A 22,280-nucleotide genomic window follows, 5' to 3' on the forward strand; every position below is an offset into this window, starting at 1 on the left:
AGTCCGAGCGGGCGCATCGCGCTGCGCCGCAGCAGCCCGGCGCAGCGCCTACACTGCGCGACCCTGAAGCGAGGCCACGCACCCATGGCGCTCAAAGCCACCGTCCACCGCGCCGAGCTCGAGATCAGCGATCTCGACCGGCACTACTACGCCAGCCACAGCCTGACGCTTGCCCAGCATCCGTCCGAGACCGATGCGCGGCTGATGGTGCGGCTGTTCGCCTTCGCCCTGTGCGCACAGGAGCGGCTGGAGTTCGGCCGCGGCCTCAGTGCCGACGGCGAGCCGGATCTGTGGCTGAAGTCGCTGACCGGCGAGATCGAACACTGGATCGAGTTGGGCCAGCCCGAGGAGGCGGCGCTTCGCCGCGCCTGCGGCCGCGCGCGCAAAGTCACCCTGATCGGCTACAGCGGCCGCGCCTTCCAGATCTGGTGGGAAAAGAACGCCAGCGCGCTCGCGCGCTGCGCCAATCTCGAAGTGATCGAGCTGCCCGCCGGCACGGCCGAAGCCCTGGCCGCCCTGCTGGCCCGCGGCATGCGCCTGCAGTGCATCGTGCAGGAAGGCGAAGTGCAGCTGATGACTGAGGCCGCGACTGTGAGCGCGACACCGGTGGTGCTGCAGGCGGCCACGCGTGGCTGAGGGCGATGCGCTCGATGTGCTGGTGATTGGCGGCGGCGCCGCCGGCCTGTTCTGCGCGCTTACCGCCGGCCAGCGTGGGCGGCGCGTGCGGGTGATCGAGCACGCCAACCGCTGCGGCAAGAAGATCCTGATGTCGGGCGGCGGCCGCTGCAATTTCACCAACACCGGCACGCGGCCCGAGAACTTCCTCTCGGCCAATCCGCACTTCTGCAAGTCAGCGCTGGCGCGCTACCGGCCCGAGCACTTCATCGCCATGGTCGAGCGCCACGGCATCGCCTACCACGAGAAGGAACTCGGCCAGCTGTTCTGCGATGACTCTTCCAAGCAGATTGTGCGCATGCTGCTGGACGAGTGCGCCGCCGCGGGCGTCGACGTGCGCACGCAGTGCTCGATCGAAGCCGTCGAGAAGACTGAGGCCGGCTTTCGTCTGCGCACCCCCCAGGGCGTGTTCGATGCGCCGACGCTGGTGGTGGCCAGCGGCGGTCTGTCGATTCCCAGCATGGGCGCCACGGGCTTCGGCTATGCGCTGGCCCGGCAGTTCGGCCATACGGTGCTGCCGACCCGCGCCGGCCTGGTGCCGCTGACCTTGAGCGGTACCCACGCCGAGCGCATGCAGGATCTCGCCGGCGTCGCCCTGCCTGTCACCGCCACTGCCGGCAAGCAGAGCTTCAGCAACGCCATGTTGATCACCCATCGCGGCATCAGCGGGCCGGCGATCCTGCAGATCTCGTCCTACTGGCAGCCCGGCGAGCCGCTCACCCTGGACCTGCTGCCGGGTGAGGACGCGTTCGCGCGCCTGCAGGCGCTGCGCGAGGAGCGCCCCGCGGCCGAGCTGCGCACCGTGCTGGCCGAGCTGCTGCCCAAGCGCCTTGCCCAGCGCCTGTGCGAGGACGGCATCGAGAGCCGGCCGATGCGCCAGTTCAACGCGAAAGAGCTGCAGCAGATCGCGAGCGCCCTGCAGCGCTATCCGCTGGTCGCCAGCGGCACCGAGGGCTATCGCACCGCCGAGGTCACCTTGGGCGGCGTTGACACCCGCGAGCTGTCGTCGAGCAGCATGGAATCGAAACTCTGCCCGGGCCTGTACTTCGTCGGCGAGGTGATGGACGTCACTGGCTGGCTGGGCGGCTACAACTTCCAGTGGGCCTGGGCCTCGGGACACGCGGCGGGCATCGCCGTGTAGCGCGACCGGCCACGGGAGCGCGCAGCGCGTTCGTCAGACGGTGAGGGCGTCCCACCTGAACGTATCAGGCAGCTGCGCGGGCGAGAGGTCCCACAGCGCCGCCAGCCCACGCAGCAGCAGCCACTCCTGCGCGCACAGCTGGCCGTCGGCCGCGGCCATGGTAACCAGCGCATCCAGCAGCAGCCGCTGATCCTGCGGCTGCAGCAGGGCGAGCCGGTCGACGGCGCTGTCGAACAGAGCGGGGTGTTCGCCGGGCAGCACCGTCGAGACCTTGAGCCCGAGGGCCTGCTCCTGCGCCTGCAGGTGGCGGAGGGCGGGCGCATCCGACCCGGCGTTGCGGCGCGCCATCCACAGCAGCAGCTGGCGCGCCTCGGCGGCGCGCAGGGACAGCGCCTGGCGCACGATCTGTCGCGGCCGTGGGTTCAACTGACGCCCCAGCGACTCCAACACCGCCCATTGCGTCCACTCGGCCAACTCGACCCGGCCGTCGGCAAGCATCTGCCGCTGCAGCGCCAAGCGCAGCCGTCCTGCCTGCGGCCGCGAGAGGCCGGCTACCTGCGGCCACAGACGTTCGATCAAGGCGATCCGTACTGGGCCCGGCAGCGGCTGAAGGCGAGCTCGCCATTCCATGGCATCGGGCAGCGCGCCCTCGAACAGCGCGTGGTTGGCGGCGAACAGTTGGCTGAGGGGCGACAGCTGCAGCGGCAGTACGAACAGCCCCAACAGGGCGGCGATGGCGTCGTCACGGTGATCCAGCGGCACGGCTGCTGCCAGGGGCGGCGCGTCGCTCGCGGCGTCCGCGCCTTCACTGGGCGAGGGCGTCGATAGCGCCGCCGGCGCTGCGGCCTCGGCCTGCGATGCGCGCGCGTTCGCGTCGATCCCGATTCGGGCGATGTGTGCGGAGGCCAGCGCGGACGCCGCGACGTCGCTGGCCGCGGGCAGCACGGCTGAAGATCCCTGCGCGAACTGTGTCCACACTGGCAGCAGGCCGGTCTCGCGCTGTGGGGGCGACTGCGGCGGGCGCGACTCCGTGGGCGCGCGCCGCCGCGACCGCAGGTCGAGCGTGCTGCGATCGATGCCGGCCGACTGCCGCTGCACGCGACGCTCGACGCTGGGGTGGCTCTCGATGAACAGGCGCGCCAGCCAGCCCGAGGGCGCGAAGCAGAAGTGGCTCAGCTCATCGGCGAGCGTGATGTTCATGCGCGACAGCGCGTAGTCCTGGCCCAGCTTCAGCAGCAGGCCAAGCAGAGGTTCGCGGGTGCGGGTGAGTTCCACCACCGCGGCGTCGGCCTTGAACATGCCGCGCCGCACGGCGGCTGCCTGCAGCAGGCTGGCGAACACGTAGCCGAGGCCGCTGATCAGGGCGCCGAGCAGCAGCGGCAGGCCAAGCACGGCGGCGAAACTGCGGGCATCCGCCGGAGTGCCCAGGCGGGTGTAGCCCAGGACGATCCGCGAGGCCTGACGCATTAGGCCGCGGAACAGATCGATGCAGATCTCGAAGGGTGCGATCAGGCCGTAGTGCAGGCTGAGCAGCCCGCTGTCGAGCGCGCAGTCGCCGTCGCGCACGCGGCCGATGCACCAGGCCATCAGTGCCTGCAGCTCGTCGCGGGTGAGATGCACGAAGCTGCCGGCGCTGACCACCAGCACGGCATCCTCGCGAGAACGCCCGAGCGCAAAGGCGTTGGCCGAGGTCGAGTGCGGCAGCAGGCGGATCTTCGGCGGCGGGATGGCGGCGCTGATCGCCATCTCGACGCAGACGTTGCGCAGCTGGCGATGCTCGGGATGGCCTTCGGTGTCGAGCGCGATGGCACCGAGCCGTTGGGCCTGCAGTTCAGCGCTGGCGCCGCGCAGCGGCGAGCGCAGGACGGCTGCAGCCACGCCGATAACGACCCCTGCGAGCAGGGCGGCGAAAACGCGCGCGGGCGCGTCCTGTACCCAGCCGATGGCCATCAGCAGCGCAAGGCAGAGGCCGGCGATGCTCAGCACCGTGGCGGCAATCGCGCCGAGATAGGCGAACTGCCACAGGCTGCGATTGCGCGCTTCGCGGCGCTGGGTGTCGAAGAACTTCATGGCGCACCGCCCGTGAGCAGGCCCTGGGGGATGCGCGCCCGTGTCCGCTGTGACCGTGGGGCCTGCACGCGCGTCAGCGGTCGGGCCGCGCGGCGCCGGGATGTCGCCGGTACCACACCACCTGGCCCAGGTTGATCAGGTTCACGCTCAGGGTGAACACGTTGGACAGGATGATGGGCAGGTCATTCAGGACGATGCCGTAGCCGAGCCAGAGCAGCACGCCCAGGCTGAAGACGCTGAAGCTGACCACCGACAGATCGCCCGCGCTGCGCCGGCGGAAGTTGCGCACCACCTGCGGCAGGAAGGCCACGCTGGTGCAGAAGGCGGCGCAGAGGCCGAGAACGGTGACCGGTTCCATGAGGCCCCTCAGAGAGCGAAGCGGCGGCGGACGTCCGCCCAGTCGTGAACGCGGACCGGGGCGTCTTCGAACAGGTTGTGCGGCGCGCTGAACAGCAGGCCCTGGCCGCGGAAACCCTTGAAGTTGCGGCTGTGGTCGTCGATCAGGAAATCGGCGCAGACCGCCGACTTGTCGCCGCAGTAGATGAAGTTGCGCCAGGGCACGAAGGGGAAGTGCTGGTGCAGCCAGTCGTACTTGGGCAGGAAGGAGTTCGGGTACTCCATCGCCGCGGTGGCGAAGAAGATCTCGTAGCGTTCGTTCAAGGCACGCACCGCCTCGACGCTGCCCTCGATGACATCGAGGTCATGGAAGAACTCCTCGCGACGCGGATACGCGCGCACCGCCTCGCGACGCTCGGCGGGCACCGCATCAAACAGATGCCGACCGGCCAGGCTGGCGCGCTCGACGCGCTCGCCGTACTCGCGCTCGTAGATCGAAAGGAAGCGGCCGAGCGAGTCGGCGACGACCTCGTCCATGTCGATGGCGATGCGCTGTCTTTCGCCCACGGCTACCACTCCGTGCGGCCGGGGATCAGCCCGCGCAGCTCGACGTCGGTGAGGTTGCGCCACTGCCCGGGCTTCAGTGCACCCAGCTTGATGTTGTCGATGCGCACCCGGCGCAGCTCCTTGACGCGATAGCCGAAGGCCGCGGCCATCAGGCGGATCTGCCGGTTCAGGCCCTGGGTGAGCGTGATGCGGAAGCCATATTTGGCGAGTCGTGAGGTGCGGCAGGGCAGGGTCAGCTGACCGTGCACGCGCACGCCGCGGGCCATGCCGGTGAGGAACTCCGGGGTCACCGGGTTGTTCACCCCGACCAGGTATTCCTTCTCGTGGCGGTTCTCGGCGCGCAGGATCTCGTTGACGATGTCGCCGTTGCTGGTCAGCAGGATCAGGCCCTCGCTGTCCTTGTCGAGTCGGCCGATCGGAAAGATGCGCTGCTCGTGGCCGACGAAGTCGACGATGTTGCCCTTGACCTCGGTGTCGGTGGTGCAGGTGATGCCCACCGGCTTGTACAGGGCGATGTAGACATGCTTGCGGCCGCGCTTCTCCTCGCGCCTGGGCAGCGGGCGGCCGTCCAGCAGCACTTCGTCGCCTTCGCCGACCTCGGTGCCGATGCCGCCGCGCTGGCCGTTGACCGTGATGCGCCCGGCGGCGATCAGCCGGTCGGCCTCGCGGCGCGAGCAGAAGCCGGAGTCGGCAATGTGTTTGTTGAGACGCATGGGGCGAGGACATCCGGCGACGCGAAGGGCGCACATGATCGCAGCTGGCTGCCCCGGGTGCATCCGCGACGCCGCGGGTGCATGCTCAACGTTCACCCGGCCACCTTCGGAGCCCACCATGCAGCTAGGAGCTTTTTCCGTCAGCCTGCCCGTTCGCGACATCGCCGCATCAAGAGCGTTCTACGAAAAGCTCGGCTTCAGCGTCCTGGCCGGCGAGCAGGAGAACAACTGGTTGATCATGAAGAGCGGCACCACCCTGATCGGCCTGTTCCAGGGCATGTTCGAGCGCACCATGCTGACCTTCAATCCGGGCTGGGACAGCGCGGCCCAGCCCTTGGCCGAGTTCGACGACGTGCGCGCGATCGAGGCGCGGCTCAAGGCCCAGGGCCTGACGCTCGCGACCGAGGTCAAGCCCGACACCGCGGGGCCTGGGCATCTGGTGGTGATCGACCCGGACGGCAATCCGGTACTGATCGATCAGCATCGCTGAGGTGATCGCGGCGAAGAGGGAAGCGGTGAGGTGCCGCGGGGGGGGGCGTCTGCCGCGATGGGGAGCGTGAGGCGCTTGGAAGTCTGCCGCGATGGGCAGCCTGAGGCGGTAGGAAGCCTATGGTGGGCCAAGGCCCACCCTATGGACAGAGCATCCGTGCGGCGGGCAGGCGCGCTTCGCAATGGGTGGGCCCTGGCCCACCCTGAGCTCGAACGCTAGCGCGCGCCCGTCTCACATCGCCCGCACCCGGAAACCGCGGCCCTTGATCTTGCCGGCCTGCAGTCCGGCGACAGCGGCCTTCAGCATGCTCGCGCGCACGGCCACATAGCTGCGCGTGGGGAACACGTCGATCTTGCCGATCGCCTCAGCCTTCAAGCCTGCCGCGCCGGTGAGCGCACCCAGGATGTCGCCGGGCCGCAGCTTGTCGGTGCGGCCGGCATCGATGCGCAGGGTGCGCATCGCCGATTTGGGCACGTCGGTCGGACGCGCGTTGAGCGGCGCGCGGTTCCAGCGGATCGGCTCGCCGCGGCCGGTTTCGATGGCCTGCGCGCGCGCCATCTCGCGCGAAGTGACGAGGTTCAGCACCAGGCCGCTGCCGCCGGCGCGGGCGGTGCGACCGCTGCGGTGCACGTAGACATCCGCCTCGTGCGGCAGCTCGTAGTTGACCACGCAGGCGAGGTCCTTGACGTCGAGCCCGCGCGCGGCGACGTCGCTGGCCACCAGCACGCTCAGGGATCGGTTGGCGAACATCACCAGCACCTCGTCGCGGTCGCGCTGCTCCATATCGCCGTGCAGGGCGGCGGCCGAGAAGCCGGCATTGGCCAGCGCGGTGGCGACGTCATCGACATCGCGCCGGGTATTGCAGAACACCACCGCCGATTCCGGCTTGAGCTGAAGCAGCAGGCCCATCAGCGCGGCGGGCTTGGCGTCGAGTGCGACCTCGTAGAAGCGCGCGTCGATATCCGGCGCATGCGCTTCGCCCTCGATCGCGACTTCCACCGGCTCGCGCAGGCTGTCCTTGGCGAGTGCACGGATCTCGTCGGGCCAGGTGGCCGAAAACAGCAGGCTTTGCCGCGCTTTGGGCAGACGCCTGACGATGTCCTTGATCGACTGTTCGAAGCCCATGTCGAGCATGCGGTCGGCTTCGTCCAGCACCAGCACGTCAATCTCCGAAAGGTCCAGCGCGCGCTTGTGCAGCAGCTCCTGCACGCGCCCCGGCGTGCCCACCACGATGTGCGGTGCATGCGTTAGCGAGGCCAGCTGCGGGCCCAGCGCCACGCCACCGGTGAACAGGCTGATCTTGACGTTGGGGATCGCGGCGGCCAGCCGGCGCAGCTCCTTGCCGACCTGGTCGGCCAGCTCGCGGGTGGGGCAGAGCACCAGGGCCTGGGTGCGGATGGCCGCCGCGTCCAGCCGCTGCAGCAGACCGAGGCCGAAGGCCGCGGTCTTGCCGCTGCCCGTGGGCGCCTGCGCCAGCACGTCGGCGCCGGCGAGGATCGGCGGCAGGGCCAGAGCCTGGATCGGCGTGGGCGTGTGGAAACCGGCGGCTTCAATGGCCTGCCGCAGGGCGGGGATGAGATCAAGATCTTGGAAGGTCGACATGCGCCATGATCGCAGGCTGCGGCGGATTCCGCGACGCGAGCACCGCAAAGCCTCGCCCTGCTCCGTCCATCCAACCCTTGTTCTCCGATCCCCTCAGCCCGACGGCTGGGTCTTGACCCACCACAACCCGTAGGGTGGGTCTTGACCCACCGAGCCCATCGGCTCGCCCACGCAGCCTCACTCCTCACTCCTCACTCCTCATTTCTCGTTTCTCGTTTCTCGTTTCTCCCCCCCTCCTTGCGGCCTACGAAAGTCACCCGCGCGGGCTACCATCGCGTCCCCTTTCGACAGGAATCTCCGCATGCACCCGCACCTCTACGACGCTTCGGTCCCGGTCTTCAAGCAGCTGCTCGGCGGCTTGAGCGGCGTTCTGACCAAGGCGGCAGAACACGCCGCGGCCCGCAAGATCGACCCGCCGGCCCTGCTGCAGGCGCGGCTGTTTCCGGACATGTTTCCCCTGCTGCGCCAGGTGCAGATCGCCACCGACTTCGCGCGCAGCGTGGCCGCCCGTCTGGCCGGCGTCGAGGTGCCGAGTGCGCCCGACACCGAGCACAGTTTCGAGGAGCTGCAGCAGCGCATCGCCAGCACGCTGGCCTTTCTCGAAAGCCTTGATCCGGCTGCTTTCGAAGGCAGCGAGGGTCGCGAGATCGTGCTGCGCCCGGGCACGCCGAAGGAACGCACGCTGAGCGGTCAGGCCTACCTGCTGTCCTACGGCCTGCCGCAGTTCTTCTTCCACGTCACCACGGCCTACGCCCTGCTGCGCCACAGCGGCGTGGAAATCGGCAAGCGCGACTTCATGGGCAGCTACTGAGGGCACTACGCAGAGCGCGGCCGCTGTATCCGGCAGCGTCGCGCTCAGCGCTCGCGGTCCACCTCGATCCTCGCCTGCAGGCCGCCCAAGGGCGAGCGCTGCAGCTGCAGGCGGCCGCCGGTGGTGTCGAGCAGGTCTTCGACGATGGCAAGCCCCAGGCCCGAGCCGGGCACCCGTTCGTCAAGGCGCACGCCGCGCTGGCGCGCGGCCGCTGCGGCGCCCTCGTCCATGCCAGGCCCGTCGTCGTCGAGCTGCAGCCAGAGCGTCGTGGGCGTGCTGCCCGCGCTCAGCTGGACCTGCGTGCGCGCCCATTTGCAGGCGTTGTCGAGCAGGTTGCCGAGCAGTTCCTGCAGGTCGTCCTCCGCGTACGGAAGCTGAAGCTGCGGCTCGATATCGGCTTCGATCCGAACGCCGCGCTCCGCGTGGATGCGGCGCATCAGCTCGACCAGCGTGTGGGCGACGGGCGCGAGCTCGCAGCGCGCGCGGAAATCGCGGGCCACGCCCGCCTGCAGCTGGCGGGTCACCGTCGCCTGCATGCGCGCGCTTTGTTCGCGCACGGTCTTCGCGAGCTCGGGGCCGGGCCGCTGGGCCGCGGCGTCGAGCGCGGCAAGGGGCGTCTTCAGCGCATGCGCGAGGTCGGCGGCAGAGTGACGCGCCCGCTGCACGGAGCGTTCATGGTGCTCCAGCAATTCGTCGAGATGAGCCACCAGCGGACCGAGTTCGGCGGGCAGGCCCTCGCCGCCGATCCGAGCGCGCTCGCCGCGGCGCACCTGTTCGACCTCAGCGGCGAGGCGCTTCAGGGGGCGCAGGCCCAGTCGCACCTGCACGGCCAGCAGTGCGGCGAGCAGCAGGAACAGCAGGGCCGTGGCGACCAGGGTCAGACCGCGGAAGCGCTGCACATCCTCGCGCAGCGGGCCTTCATCGAGGCCGACCCAGACCTCGACCGGCAAGCGCACGCGCGGCACCTGAACGCGCTGGCGCAGGGTGACCAACTGTTGGCCGGCCGGGCCGTCGATGCGTTCGACTGCGGCGCGCGCGCCTGCGCTTGCGCCGAAGGAGGCGCGGAAATCCCACAGCGAGCGCGAGGTGTAGCCGCTACCGTCCTCGCCGGCCTGCCAGTAGCGCCCCGAAAACACCCGCTCGTAGTCGGGGTCGCCGGGGCGGTCGCGCATGCCGAGGCTGCCGTCGGGTCGCGCTTCCAGGCGACCGATGAGGCCGGCCAGCTCCTGTTCGAGCAGGCGCAGCTGGCCGCGCTCGGCGATCACCCGGAAGGCTTCACCCAGCAGCCAGGCGGCGAGCAGGCTGAGGAGCACGCCGCCGATCAGGCCCACCCGCAGCAGGCGGGCGCGCAGCGAGTGCCCCACGAGGTTCATTCGCTGGCGTCCGCATCCGCTTCCAGTCGGAAGCCCTGGCCGCGGTGGGTATGCAGCAGGCCGGGCCCGATCTTCTTGCGGATGCGTCCGACCAGCACATCGAGCACGTTCGAATCGGGGTCGTGGCCGCCCTCGTAGACGTGTTCTCCCAGTTCGCCGCGGCTGACGATGCGGCCGACGTTGTGCAGCAGGTAGCCGAGAATGCGTGACTCCTGCGCGGTCAGGCTGAGGCTGGCGCCGTCGAGCGCGAAGCGCCCGGCATTGACGTCGTGGCTGAGCGGCCCGCATTCGAGGATCGGGCTCGCGTGGCCGCTGGCGCGGCGGATCAGCGCGCGCACGCGCAGCACGACTTCGTCGAGCAGAAAAGGTTTGGTGAGGTAATCATCGGCGCCGGCATTGAAGCCGGCCAGCTTGTCGTGCCAGCGGCCGCGCGCGGTCAGCACCAGCACCGGCAGCTTGACGCCCTGCTCGCGCCAGCGGTGCAGCACCGACAGGCCGTCCAGCGAGGGCAGGCCGAGGTCGAGCACGGCGGCTGCGAAGGCTTCGGTGGCGCCGCGGAACTCGGCTTCGCGGCCGTCGGCGCAGTGTTCGGCGCTGAAGCCGGCCTCCTTCAGCGCGGCGCAGACGCGCAGCGCCAGCTCGGCATCATCCTCGGCGACCAGCACGCGCATCAGTCCTGCTCCATGTCCTTGAATTCGCCAGTGCTGGCGCGGTACTCCAACTCCCACACGCGGCCGTTGGCATCGAGGATCTCGATTTCGTACTCGTCGTCCTCCAGCTCGAACTCGACGTCGACCACGCGCCCGGGCTTGCGCCGCAGAGCGTCTTCAAGGATCGAGTCGAGCGAGGCCAGTTCGCCGCGCTGCACGGCTTCGCGCAGCTGGCGGGTGTCAGCGCGGTCGGTGCCCTGCGCCAGCGCAGCGCTGGAGAGGGCGAGCGCGAACAGCAGGACGAACAGGAGGGCAGGCGAGCGCATGCGCACAGCCTGCCTGCGGCCTCTAAATCGTTCGTGAACCGCGGCCTCAGAGTCGGCATAGGCCGGGTCCGGAGACTGTGCTCCACGCCGCGGCGATGGGCCCGGCGGGTCCACCTTCCCAAGGAGATACCCCATGTTCAAGGCTTCGTTTCCCCTGCGCCGTTCCGTGCTGATGCTGTCTGCTGCCGGCGCCATTGGCCTCGCTTTCGCGGCGCATGCCGTGACCCCGCGTTCGTCCGCCGATGTCGCCGCCGAACTCAATCGTGCGGGCTTCGCCGAAGTGCGCGAGATCGAATACGACGACGGCCTGTGGGAGGCCGAGGTGCGCCGCGCCAACGGCCGCTGGGGCGAAGTGCATGTCGACCCGATCAGCGGCGAGGTGTTCGATGCCCAGTCGGCGCGCGCCCAGCTGGATGCCGCCGCCCTGATCGCTGCGCTCGAGGCGCAGGGCTACACCGCGATCAACGACCTCGACCGCGAAGGTGCGACCTGGGGTGCGGAGGCGGTGGGCGCGGATGGCCAGCGCGTCGAGCTGCGCGCCAGCGGCTACGACGGCCGCGTGCTGCACAGTGAGACCGAGTGGGACGACTGAGAGCATGTGAAAAACCATCCGCCTACTGCGGCCGCCTCTGGCCGTCCGTGGCGGCAGCGCGCTCCGCGAATTCCGCGGTCACTAGCTCGCCAAACTCCCTTGAATTCACGTCGCGCGCTTTGCCACGAACGCCCAGAGACGCCCTCGCTACGGCGTCTGGGTTTTTTCACACGCTCTGAGCCCTTGCGGCGCAGCGCCACGAGCGAGGCCGGCCCGACGGGGTCGGCCTCGCTCGCGGGTGGGCGCTTGATCGCCGTCGAAGCGGGTCATGCAGCGAGGTGCCGAGAGCCGGGCCCCTGGTTTACCCTCACCCGCTGCTTGCAATGGACTGCCGCACATGTCGCTGAGCCTCCACGCCGATTTCTTCCGCCTGCGCTGGCGTGGGCAGGTGCCGATGCGCCAGCTGTTCTGGTGGGATCTGCTGCTGGTCGGCAGCCTGATCAACGTGGCCGCCAGCGTCGTGGGCCTGGCCCTGATGGCGGGCGGCGCGCCGGGCTGGCTCGCGCTGGTCGTGCACTTCGCGCCCGTGCCCTACAACCTGTTTCTGCTGCTGGCCGTGGAGCGCTCGCCCCAGCGCAGCACGCTGATCGAACTGATGGCTGGGCTGTGGTTCGTGGCGATGCTGCTGGTGTGAGAGATCGACCGGCGGGCCACGGCGAGGCCGGGCCGCGGTCTCACTTCGGCGGCGCGGCCTCACGCGCCTGCCGTTCGCGCGGTGCGTACTCGACGCCGGCCAAGCCGCGCATCGGCTGTGGATACAGCGCCATCAGGTCCAGCACGGACTCGGGCATCCCGGTGCTGACCTTGAGCCCGAGCCCGCTGACCTGCTCGGGCGTGATCGGGTAGTCGTGGGTCCAACGGCCTTCGGTGAGCGCGGTCGCGACCTCTTGGGTACGCTCCTTGCCCAGCTTTGCCAGCAGCAGATCGGCGAGGCTCTCGCGCAGCTGGCGGATCGCCATCTGCGCCTGGTCGGCGAGGATCAGGGTGTCGTCGTCGACGTCCTTCGGGTCCTTCTGCGCGACCGCGCGCAGAATCGACGCGGCCGGCACCTCGTCGATGGCCGGGTCCAGCGGCCCCAGCACCGCATGCGGGCTCATCAGGATCTCGTCGGCGGCGATCGCCAGCAGGGTGCCGCCGGACATCGCGTAGTAGGGAACCAGCGCGCGCACCGGGCCGGGATGCCGCGCCAGCGCGCGGGCGATCTGCAGCGAGGCCAGCACCAGCCCGCCCGGCGTATGCAGGATCAGGTCGATCGGCTGCTCGGGGGCCGTCTGGTGGATCGCGCGGATCACGCTCTCGGCGTCCTCCATGTCGATGTAGCGCAGCAGCGGCGCGCCGAACAGGCTCATCCGCTCTTCGCGATGCACGAGCAGGATCACCCGGCTGCCGCGCTCCTGTTCGATCCGGTGGCGCTGGCGGTCGCGCTTTCCGGTCAGCCAGCGACGATGCAGCAGGGGCTGCAGCACCAGTCCGATCAGCACCAGCAGAAGCAGCAGGACAAGTGTCAACAAGGCGAGCGGCCGGTCAGGGGGAGCGCAGATGAAGCCGCATGCGCGGGAAGCGGTCAACCCGCGCGCTGCCGCCTGCTGCGCATCGAGATACGTCGCAGCGCGTACCCACGCGTCGCTCCTGCTGCGTCAAAGGTCGGCCGTCGCGATGGGTTGTCCCCGCACCAGCCACAGCGCGATGTGCGGGTCGGCGCCGTCGTCGCGCAGCGGAATCCGGAAGCCGCCGGCGTCCAGCGCTTCGATCGGCAGCCCGCGGTCGCTGCGCCAGCTCGAACCCAGCGCGCGGAACGCCGCTGGATCGAGTTGGAGAATGCGGATCCGGTACACGCTCGCGCCGAAGCGGTAGTCGATGCGGTAGTCGTTCCATTCGGCCGGAACACAGGGCCGCAGGATCAGCGCATCGCCTTCGCGCTGCAGGCCGAGCAGGGATTCGCTCAGCAGCCGATACATCCAGCTGGCCGAGCCGGTGTACCAGGTCCAGCCGCCGCGGCCAATGTGCGGTGCGACCGCGTATACGTCAGCGGCCAACACGTAAGGTTCGACGCGGTAGGTATGGGCCGCTTCACTGCTCAGGCTGTGCTGGATCGGGTTGATCATGCGCGCGAGCTGCCAGGCGCGCGCGCGGTCGCCGAGCGCGGCAAAGGCCATCGCCGCCCACACCGCGGCGTGCGTGTACTGGCCGCCGTTCTCGCGGACGCCGGGCACATAGCCACGGATGTAGCCGGGGTCGTGCGTGGTGTGATCGAAAGGCGGGTCCAGCAGCTGGATCAGGCCGGCCTCGGCGCGCACCAGATGCGTGTGCAGCGAGTCCATGGCCTGGCGCGCACGGGCCTTGTCGGCCGCGCCTGACAGCACCGCCCAGCTCTGCGAGATCGAGTCGATCCGGCATTCATCGCTGTCGGCCGAGCCCAGCGGCGTGCCGTCGTCGTACCAGGCGCGGCGGAACCACTGGCCGTCCCAGGCGTGCAGATCGAGGTTCCGACGCAGCTGCTCCGCGGCGCCTGCGCATTCGCCGGCGAAGCCGCTGTCGCCACGTGCCCGCGCAACCTCGACAAACCTGTTCAGGGCCTCGAAAAGGAAGAAGCCCAGCCACACGCTTTCGCCTCGGCCTGCGGCGCCGACCCGGTTCATGCCGTCGTTCCAGTCGCCGCTGCCGATCAGCGGCAGACCGCGCGCGCCGAGCAGGCGGAGGCCGCGCTTCAGGGCGCGCACGCAGTGCTGGTACAGCGGCTCCTGCACGCCAGAGTCCACCGGCAGGTCGTAGTAAGACTCCTCGTCCGCGTTCAGCGCGCGCCCTTCGACATAGCCGACCGGCTCGTCGAGCACGCCGGTATCGGCGGTGACGCTGAGATAGCGACAGGTCGCCAGCGGCAGCCACAGGTAGTCGTCGGAACACTGCGTGCGCACGCCGCGGCCCTGCGGCGGATGCCACCAGTGCATCACATCGCCTTCGACGAACTGCTTGGCGGCGCAGCGCAGCAGGTGCGCGCGGGTGAGCCCGGGCTGCGCGTGCACCGTGGCCATGGTGTCTTGCAGCTGATCGCGGAAACCGTAGGCGCCGCCGGACTGGTAGTAGCCGCTGCGGCCCAGGCAGCGGCTGGCCAGGGTCTGGTACAGCAGCCAGCCGTTGGCGAGCAGATCCAGGCTGGGCTCGGGCGTGCTGACCTGCAGCTGGCCGAGCGTGTGCTGCCAGTACGCGCGGACCTCGCGCAGCGCGGCGCGCGCGTGGGCAGCGCCCTGGCTGCGCAGGGCGAGCGCGCTGGCCTCCTGTGCATCGACGCCCACGCCCAGCCGGAAACAGGTCTCGAACTGCGCGTCGGCGGCCAGCTCGAAGGGGATCTGGATCGCGGCGCAGGCGTCGAGACCCGCGCCGAAGCGACCGGCGAGGTGTTCGCGGCGCAGCGCCGCGGGCGCCTCAAGGCTGCCGTTGCGGCCGATGAATTCGCGGCGGTCGGCGGTGACGCTGCGCACGTCGGCGTCGGCATCGAAGAAGGCGACCCGGCCGTTGGGGAGGTCGGAGTAATGGTTGTAGGCGCGCAGGGCGCCGCTGCTCGCATCGACATCGCTGCACAGGTGCATCTGGGTGCGCACCCGCAGGTCGCCCAGTACCCATTCGACGTAGCCGGTGGCTGACAGCCGACGCGGCCGACCCGAGCGGTTGTGCACCTTCAGCAGCGAGAACTTGAGCGCGTCCTCGCGCGCCACGAACACCCACAGCTCGCTGGCGATGCCGTCCTGTTCGTGCGAGTACACGCTGTAGCCGAAGCCGTGTCGGGTCTGGTAGCGGCCGCGGCCGCGCCGCGGCAGCGCCATCGGCGACCACAGCTCGCCGCTGTCCTCGTCGCGCAGGTAGAAGGCTTCGCCGCTGCAGTCGGCGACCGGGTCGTTATGCCACGGCGTCAGCCGGAACGCATGCGCGTTCTCGAACCAGCTGTAGCCCGGCGCGCTCTCGCTGACCACGCTGCCGAAGCGCGCATTGGCCAGCACATTGCACCACGGCGCCGGAGTCGGCTGGCCCTCGTGCAGCTCGATCACGTACTCGCTGCCGTCGGCGCTGAAGCCGCCGAGCGCATTGTCGAACTGCAGGGGTGCGGCCACCGCCGTGTCGCCCGCATCGGGTTCGTGCTCGGCCTCGCGCTCACGTGCGTGGGTGGGCGCCGCGTCGACGCCCTCGGCGTCGATGTCTTCGCCCGGATCGTGCAGCGGGCGCGGGCGCAGCGGTGGCGCCGTGCGCTCGGGCGCGCGCCTGCGGTCGATCTGCGCGGCCAGGGTGCCGTGCTGGTCGCTGACCACCACCCGCGCCACCGACTGCAGCAGGATCCGCTCCTCCTGCGAGATCTGCTGGATCGGGCGGACAAAGATGCCGCCGGGCCGGTCCAGCACATTGCCTTCCGGCCCGGCCGAAACCAGGGCCAGGATCTGATCCTGCAGCTGCTGGCGGTAGCCGGCCTGGTCCTCGTTCCAGATCACCAGATCGACCTGCAGGCCCTTGAGGCGCCAATAGGCGTGAGCCTGCACCATCTGCCGCACCAGCTCGATGTGGGCGATGTCGGCGATCTGCACCAGCACGATCGGCAGATCACCGGAGATCGAATGCCGCCACAGCCCGGACTGGCCGCGCCGGTTCTGCCGCAGCACCGAAGCTTCGGCGCGCAGCAGTGGGTCGGCGAACACCATCAGCCCGGCCAGCCGCTCGTAGAGCTGGGCGTCGGCCTGCGAGGCATTGATCTGCAGCCGCACCACCTGGCTGTGCGTCCAGGCCAGATCGAACACGCGGTCGGCCAAGGTGCGGTCGCGGTACTTGTCGATCAGGTCGACGCAGGCCTGGCGATCGCTGCCGACGCCGGTGACCATGTCGATCACGGCGGTCTGCTCGGGCTGCAGCAGCAGCTGGCAGCGGATCGCCACGATCGGATCGAGCACCGAGCCGGCGCTGCCGGACAGCAGCGCGCCCGGCATCAGCGCCTGCGGCCTGCGCGGGCTGCCGCCGCGGCCGAGAAAGCGGCTGCGGTCGGTTTCGTAGGAGACCGCAGTCAGATCGACATCGTGCGCCGCCAGCAGGTGCAGCATCCACGGCGCGACCTCCTCGTGCGAGCGCGGGCGGCGCGTGCACAGCAGAGCCTGCTTGGCGGCGACGATCTCGGTCTGCACGAACAGGTTGCTGAAGGCCGGATGCAGCTCATCGGCCAGCGGCGGGGCCAGCGCCACTTCAGCATAGGTCGTGATCTCGATGCGCCGCGGCTGCCGCGAACGGTTGCGCAGATGCAGCCGTCGCAGCTCGATGTTGTCCTCGGGCGAGACCGCGATTTCCAGATGCGTGTCGATGCCGTGCAGACGCGTGCGGTATTCGGCCTTGGCGTCGGAGAAGATCGCCTCGTAGTGATCGAACCCGGGGCAGGTCGGCTGGTAGGTGGCTGACCAGTACGCGTCGCTGGCCAGGTCGCGCAGGTAGCAGAAGCTGCCCCAGTGGTCGCGCGTCGCGTCCTCGCGCCAGCGCGTCACCGCCATGTCGCGCATGCGGCTGTAGCCGCCGCCGGCGCTGGTCAGCAGGCTGTGGTAGCGGCCGTTCGAGAGCAGCTGCACCGCCGGCCGCGCGCGGTCGGGTTCGCGGATGATGCGCAGCTCGGTTTCGGTGGCGGCGGGGGCGGCGCGGGCATCGGTGGCTTCGCTCGGGTGCGGATGGAAGAACCCGACATTGGGAATGCGCTCCTGCAGCAGCAGCAGGGTGGCCTGGATCTCGGGATCGGCGCAGAAACGCTTCTGCATCGGCTGCTGCAGCAGCAGGTGGGCGAGCGCCAGCAGGCCCATGCCCTGATGGTGGGCCATGAACGAGCGCACCACCGCCTGGGTCTGGCCGCGCGGCAGTCGGGTCGGCGTGTAGTCGATCGCCTCGTACAGTCCGAAGCGGCCGGCCAGACCGTCGGTGCTCAGCCGCTGCAGGTTGCGGCAGGCCTCGGCCGGCGCGACCATCAGGGCCATCATGCTGGCGTAGGGCGCGACCACGTGATCCTCGCCGAGGCCGCGCTTCAGGCCGAGCCCCGGCACCCCGAACGCACGGTACTGGTAGTTCAGCTGCGCATCGCGCACGTTGTAACCCGACTCCGAGATGCCCCAGGGCAGGCCGTGGCGTTGGCCGTGGGCGATCTGCGCCCGCACCGCGTGGCGGGCGGTCTGGTCGAGCAGGGTGTCGGGGTAGCTCGGCATCACCAGCTGCGGCATCAGGTACTCGAACATCGAGCCGCTCCACGACAGCAGGGTGGCCCGGCCCTGGCTTTCCGTCAGCAGGCGGCCGAGCGCGAACCAGGTCTCCTGCGGCAGCCTGCCCTGGGCGATGGCGACGAAGCTGCACAGACGCGCCTCCGAGGCGAGCAGGTCGTAGTGGCCGCTGTCGAGCTGGCGCGCCTCGACGCTGTAGCCGATCGCCAGCAGGCGGCGCCCGCGGTCGTACAGAAAGTCGTAGTCGATCAGTGCGAACTGGCCGGCGCGATGGGCGAGGCGGCCCAGCGCCAGCACGCATTCACCGGCGCGCTGGCGCACCAGTGCGCTCTTCGAGCCGGTGGTCAGCGCGCGCAGACTGGGAATGCCCGCGGCCTGCGGCTCGCTGCAGGCGATCCGTTCGGCGACCGCGGTGTGCAGCCAGGGCGCCAGATGCAGCAGTTCGGCGTGTGCGCTCGCGCAGGCCTGCTGCAGCGCCTGCGGCCAGTGCAGTTCGCCACCGCTGCCCGAGCCGTCCGCGGGGGGCGGCCAGGCGCGCGCGACATCGGCGGCCAGCGCATCGAGCGCGCTCAGCGCCTCCGCGGCCGCACGCAGGTTGGCCGGTGGCTGCACGCGCTCCCGCTGCAGGCGCTGGCGGAAGGCCATCACGGCGTCTTCGAGGCCTTGCGGCCGCAGGCCGGACGGCAGGCGTGCAGCGGTTTCCTCGAGCACGCCCAGGGTGTCGGCCAGACCCTGCAGGCAGGTGGCGGCGAGGATCGGCGCGTCGATCAGCGCCAGCAGGCCCTGGCGCAGGGTCAGCAGGTGCCCGACGAGATTGCCGCTGTCGACGGTCGAGACGTACAGCGGCTGCAGGGGCAGCAGGGTTTCCGTGTCGTACCAGTTGTAGAAGTGGCCGCGGTGGCGCGGCAGCCGGTCGAGGCTGTCGAACACATCGTGGGTGCGCTCGATCAGCTCGCGGGTCTGCAGATAGCCGAAGTCGCGCGCGGCGAGGTTGGCCAGCAGCGACAGCCCGATGTTGGTGGGCGAGGTGCGCCGCGCCACCGCCCAGGCCGGGTGTTCCTGCACGTTGTCGGGCGGCAGCCAGTGGTCCCTCGCCTGCACCTGGGTTTCGAAGAAGCTCCAGGTGCGGCGCGCCAGCCGGCCCAGAAAGGCGAGGTCGGCGGCCGTCAGCGGCGCCCGTCGATCGGCCGGTGCGCGCCCGAGCCAGGCCATCAGGCCGGGTGCGAGCAGCCACAGCCCGAGGATCGGCCCGGCCACCCACAGCGCCGAGGGATTCAAGCGCCACAGCAGAGCCGCGGCGAGCAGGGCGAACAGTGGCGCGAAGCCCATGCTGCGCAGCTCGGCGCCGGTACCGCTGCCGAGCTTGCGCTCGACTTCGCTGGAGGGGTTCCACTGCAGCAGCCGGCGCCGACTGAGGCCGATCCGCCACAGGCTGCGCGCTGCCGCGCCAAGGCTGTACCAGGCCTCGTAGCACAGGCAGGCGATGCCGACCATTGCGGCCGCCAGACGCCGCCCAGTGGCGCCTGCGACCTGCCGCAGGTGCGGCGTCAGGGCCATGCCCGGCGGCCGCTCGACCAGCGCCGGAATCGCCGGCAGCAGCACCGGCAGCAGCGGCACGCCGAGCAGCCAGAGGGTCCACAGCAGCGGCGCGTCGAGCAGGCTCCAGCCGAGCAGCAGCAGGGCGGTCAGCGCCGCCGGCACCAGGCTGCGGCGCAGGTTGTCGAGCAGCTTGCCGCGCGACAGTGCGCTGAGCGGCGTGCGTTCGAAGCCGCCGCCGGCGCGCGGCACCCAGGGCAGCAGCCAGGGCAGCAGCTGCCAGTCGCCGCGGATCCAGCGGTAGCGGCGTTTGACGTCGGCGGCGTAGCGCGACGGCGGCGCTTCGTAGAGCCAGACATCGCTGACCAAGCCAGCGCGGGCATAGCAGCCTTCGAGCAGATCGTGGCTGAGGATGCGGTTGTCGGGCAGGCGATCCTGCAGCGCGTATTCGAAGGCGTCGACGTCGTAGATGCCCTTGCCGACGAACGATCCCTCGCCGAACAGATCCTGGTACACGTCCGAGGTGGTGCGGGTGTAGGGATCGATGCCGGCACTGCCGCCGAAGAGGCGGGTGTAGCGCGAGACCGGGCCGCCGCCGTTGCCGCTGCTGCCGACACTCGGCTGCAGGATGCCGTAGCCGCGGGTGACGGTGCGACGGCGCGGGTCGAAGCAGGCGCGGTTCAGCGGATGCGCCAGGGTGCCGACGAGCTCGCGGGCGCTGTCGCGCGGCAGCGCGGTATCGGTGTCGAGGGTGATCACGTAGCGCACGTTCAACAGCGGACGGGTGTCGCCGACCACGCGATCGAACTCCGCCAGCGCTGCCTCATGGGTGGCCTCGCGCAGCAGGCGGTTGAGCGCCGACAGCTTGCCGCGCTTGCGCTCGACGCCCATCCAGATCGCTTCGCGCGGGTTCCACTGGCGGGCCCGGTGGAACAGGAAAAACAGATCGCCGTCAGCGCCGCTGTAGCGCGCGTTCAGGCCGGCGATGCCGGCTTCGGCCTGGGCCAGCAGGGCCGCGTCGGTGGGCAGGTGCTGTTCGTTCGAGTCCAGCAGGTCGGTGAGCAGGCCGAAATGCAGATGACTGCAGCGGTTGCCCAGGAAACGCACTTCCAGGCCTTCGATCAGGGCGGCCACCGCGCGCGGCGTGCTCAGCATGCTCGGCACCACCACCAGGGTGCGCGCCGAGCCGGGAATGCCCTTCGAGAAATCCAGTCGCGGCAGCGGCTGCGGCAGCACCAGTCGCGTCGCCGCCCAGTTCACCAGCGCGATGCCGAGTTCGCTGAATGCGATGAGACCGAGTGCCGCGACCAGCCAGGGCAGGGCGCCGCTGGCCTGCGCCGGGGGCAGCTGCGACAGCAGCGCCGCGGTGAAGGCCGCGGCGATCACCATAATCGGCAGCAGGTAGAGCGGCAGCGGCAGGCGCTGCAGCTTCAGCCGCAGCGGCCGCCGCAGGCCGCCGGCGAGATGGCCGGCCTGGGCGATCGCGCGCTTGCTCTGGGCCTGGCCGGCATCGATCAGGTAGTGGCCGACGTGGGCTTCGATGCGGTCGATCGCAGCCGGATCGGACGCCTGCGATTGCGCCAGCCCAAGAACGATCTGGGCCACGTCGATCTCGCGCGCGCCGGATTGCCGGGCCATCCGCTCGACGGCGTGCCGGTAGCGGTCGCGGGTCGCGAAGTCCATCCGCGGGTAGGTGCCGGCGGGGTCCTGGCGCAGGGTCCGCTCGACCTGGCTCAGGGTTTCGACAAACTCGCGCCAGTCCATGTTGGACAGGAAGCGCAGGCTGCCGATGCTGTTGCTGATCGCGACCTGGTCCACCGCCTGCTGCTGGCTGTCGGCGTGGACGAGCGTCTCGATGCTGTGGCCGGCGTCCGCCAGCCACTGTTCGATCCAGCTGATCGGCATCGCCAGCGCCGCGCTGCGGCCATGCAGCCCACGGCTCAGCTCGGCCACGAAGGCGCCGCTCAGGGGCGGTGCCGAACGCGCAAGATCGGCGATCACCAGCACGATGTCCTTCGGGCAGTGCGCGCTGGCCGTGTTCAGCCGCGTTGCCCACACGCCGGCCAGACGGCGCTCGCTCGCCGCCCTCATCACCCGGTCGCTGACGCGACGCAGGTTCTCGATCAGGGCGAGTCGCAGCATGATCGGAATCGCCCACAGCTCGCCCAGCTTCAGCGGCGTCACCGTCTGGTAGGCGGCGAAGAAGCGGCTGATGGCCTCCGCATCGATGCGGCCGTCGGCGTGGCGGATGCTGTCGTTGGCGAGGTCGTAGACCCGCGGCAGCTGCGCCGAGGGGCCGTGGCTCAGGGTCGGCAGCTCGCGGCTGTAGCCTGGCGGAAGATGACGGCGGGCGGTCTGGACCTGCTCCTGGATCAGGTAGTGGTTGTCCAGCAGCCATTCGCCGGCGGGCGTGATGCGCAGCTCGTCCTCGACCATGCGCAGCAGCAGGCCGCAGCTGGCGTCGATGCGGTGCTCGTTGTCGCGCAGGCGCGCCAGCAGCCGATCCGGCCGTCGCCCGGCATGCAGCCGGTGTAGCCGCCCCAGCGCCTGCGCGCGCAGCTCGATCTGCTCCGCCGCGAGCAGGCGCAGCCGCGGTGCGCTGTCGAGCTGTCGCAGGCCGCCGGCGAGCGCCTCGCGGCGCTGCTGCCGGAATCGGTCCAGACGTTCGCGCCAGAGCGTCAGCAGTGCGCGCAGGGTCGGCATCGGGGCTCATGTTGGGGGCCGCTGCGGGCGCCGGCGGACGGACGGAGCGCGGCAGCGGCCGGGGGTTCGCCGTGCACAGGGCGCGGCCGGCGCCGCTGAGAGCATGTGAAAAAACCATCCGCCTACTGCGGCCGCCTCTGGCCGTCCGTGGCGGCAGCGCGCTCCGCGAATTCCGCGGTCATTTGGCTCGCCAAACTCCCTTGAATTCACGTCGCGCGCTTTGCCACGAACGCCCAGAGACGCCCTCGCTACGGCGTCTGGGTTTTTTCACACGCTCTGAGCGCTGCGTGCAGTGCCTGAGCGGTTTCCGCGTCGGTGCGGCGGCAGGCTCGCTTCGCCCTGCACCGTACCGAGCCGCGCCGGGTCTGTATGTGCGGCCGCGGACAGACCGCGCTGCGGGCAGCGTGCACCGTGCGAGCGGGTCGGCCAGTCCGCGTCCATGCCGGAGCGCCGGCCCAATCTGTCTTCGAG

General features: G+C 70.3%; 16 protein-coding genes. 6 read left to right on the forward strand and 10 right to left on the reverse strand.

The features are described 5' to 3' along the window. The first annotated feature begins 84 nt into the window (after window positions 1-84). Both H4O13_02445 and H4O13_02450 read left to right on the forward strand, forming a co-directional pair. Window positions 85-636: a YaeQ family protein gene (locus tag H4O13_02445; GenBank protein ID MBE5314241.1), complete on the forward strand. Its 552-nt coding sequence runs from the start codon at window positions 85-87 to the stop codon at window positions 634-636. Beyond that, a complete protein-coding gene (locus tag H4O13_02450; GenBank protein MBE5314242.1) occupies window positions 629-1,816 on the forward strand; it encodes an NAD(P)/FAD-dependent oxidoreductase in 1,188 nt (395 codons plus the stop codon). Before H4O13_02445 ends, H4O13_02450 begins: the two co-directional genes overlap by 8 nt. Window positions 1,817-1,849: 33 nt before the next feature. Here the strand turns inward: H4O13_02450 and H4O13_02455 are convergent, their stop codons facing one another. The 4 genes from H4O13_02455 to H4O13_02470 form a co-directional block, all read right to left on the reverse strand. After that, the gene (locus H4O13_02455) at window positions 1,850-3,886 is read right to left on the reverse strand and encodes a hypothetical protein (GenBank protein MBE5314243.1); all 2,037 of its coding nucleotides are present in this window, start codon (window positions 3,884-3,886) and stop codon (window positions 1,850-1,852) included. A 73-nt stretch (window positions 3,887-3,959) separates the two neighbouring features. After that, the gene (locus H4O13_02460; GenBank protein ID MBE5314244.1) at window positions 3,960-4,244 is read right to left on the reverse strand and encodes a SemiSWEET transporter; all 285 of its coding nucleotides are present in this window, start codon (window positions 4,242-4,244) and stop codon (window positions 3,960-3,962) included. A gap of 8 nt (window positions 4,245-4,252) precedes the next feature. Beyond that, window positions 4,253-4,759: a 5'-3'-deoxyribonucleotidase gene (locus H4O13_02465; protein ID MBE5314245.1), complete on the reverse strand. Its 507-nt coding sequence runs from the start codon at window positions 4,757-4,759 to the stop codon at window positions 4,253-4,255. A 32-nt stretch (window positions 4,760-4,791) separates the two neighbouring features. Continuing rightward, window positions 4,792-5,502: a pseudouridine synthase gene (locus tag H4O13_02470; GenBank protein MBE5314246.1), complete on the reverse strand. Its 711-nt coding sequence runs from the start codon at window positions 5,500-5,502 to the stop codon at window positions 4,792-4,794. A gap of 118 nt (window positions 5,503-5,620) precedes the next feature. Here H4O13_02470 and H4O13_02475 point away from each other — a divergent pair, with 118 nt between their 5' ends. Continuing rightward, window positions 5,621-5,992, forward strand: coding sequence for a VOC family protein (locus tag H4O13_02475; GenBank protein ID MBE5314247.1), 372 nt, complete (start codon window positions 5,621-5,623; stop codon window positions 5,990-5,992). Window positions 5,993-6,223: 231 nt separating this feature from the next. Here H4O13_02475 and dbpA read toward each other — a convergent pair whose 3' ends face one another. Continuing rightward, window positions 6,224-7,594: an ATP-dependent RNA helicase DbpA gene (gene dbpA, locus H4O13_02480; GenBank protein MBE5314248.1), complete on the reverse strand. Its 1,371-nt coding sequence runs from the start codon at window positions 7,592-7,594 to the stop codon at window positions 6,224-6,226. Window positions 7,595-7,895: 301 nt separating this feature from the next. Between dbpA and H4O13_02485 the strand changes: the two genes are divergently transcribed. Then, window positions 7,896-8,405, forward strand: coding sequence for a DUF1993 domain-containing protein (locus tag H4O13_02485; GenBank protein MBE5314249.1), 510 nt, complete (start codon window positions 7,896-7,898; stop codon window positions 8,403-8,405). Between the two features lie 44 nt (window positions 8,406-8,449). Here the strand turns inward: H4O13_02485 and H4O13_02490 are convergent, their stop codons facing one another. From H4O13_02490 to H4O13_02500, 3 genes are read right to left on the reverse strand one after another with little or no spacing between them, the layout of a single operon-like run. Continuing rightward, window positions 8,450-9,778 carry a sensor histidine kinase gene (locus tag H4O13_02490; GenBank protein MBE5314250.1) on the reverse strand — a complete coding sequence of 443 codons (1,329 nt, stop codon included), beginning with the start codon at window positions 9,776-9,778 and terminating at the stop codon, window positions 8,450-8,452. After that, window positions 9,775-10,449, reverse strand: a complete 675-nt coding sequence (locus tag H4O13_02495) for a response regulator transcription factor (protein MBE5314251.1) — start codon at window positions 10,447-10,449, stop codon at window positions 9,775-9,777. The genes H4O13_02490 and H4O13_02495 overlap by 4 nt, the downstream gene beginning before the upstream one ends. Next, window positions 10,449-10,754, reverse strand: coding sequence for a peptidase (locus H4O13_02500; protein ID MBE5314252.1), 306 nt, complete (start codon window positions 10,752-10,754; stop codon window positions 10,449-10,451). The genes H4O13_02495 and H4O13_02500 overlap by 1 nt, the downstream gene beginning before the upstream one ends. 133 nt (window positions 10,755-10,887) lie before the next feature. Here H4O13_02500 and H4O13_02505 point away from each other — a divergent pair, with 133 nt between their 5' ends. Both H4O13_02505 and H4O13_02510 read left to right on the forward strand, forming a co-directional pair. Continuing rightward, entirely contained in the window at window positions 10,888-11,346 is a 459-nt protein-coding gene (locus H4O13_02505) for a PepSY domain-containing protein (protein ID MBE5314253.1), read from the forward strand. Between the two features lie 337 nt (window positions 11,347-11,683). Next, a complete protein-coding gene (locus H4O13_02510; GenBank protein ID MBE5314254.1) occupies window positions 11,684-11,980 on the forward strand; it encodes a hypothetical protein in 297 nt (98 codons plus the stop codon). A gap of 40 nt (window positions 11,981-12,020) precedes the next feature. On the opposite strand, the gene H4O13_02515 is transcribed toward H4O13_02510, so the two are convergent. Beyond that, window positions 12,021-12,854 carry an ATP-dependent Clp protease proteolytic subunit gene (locus H4O13_02515; protein MBE5314255.1) on the reverse strand — a complete coding sequence of 278 codons (834 nt, stop codon included), beginning with the start codon at window positions 12,852-12,854 and terminating at the stop codon, window positions 12,021-12,023. Window positions 12,855-12,983: 129 nt separating this feature from the next. Then, the gene (locus tag H4O13_02520; protein MBE5314256.1) at window positions 12,984-21,809 is read right to left on the reverse strand and encodes a cyclic beta 1-2 glucan synthetase; all 8,826 of its coding nucleotides are present in this window, start codon (window positions 21,807-21,809) and stop codon (window positions 12,984-12,986) included. Window positions 21,810-22,280 lie beyond the last annotated feature (471 nt).

This window comes from Lysobacterales bacterium (assembly GCA_014946745.1).
Taxonomy (GTDB): domain Bacteria; phylum Pseudomonadota; class Gammaproteobacteria; order Xanthomonadales; family Xanthomonadaceae; genus Aquimonas.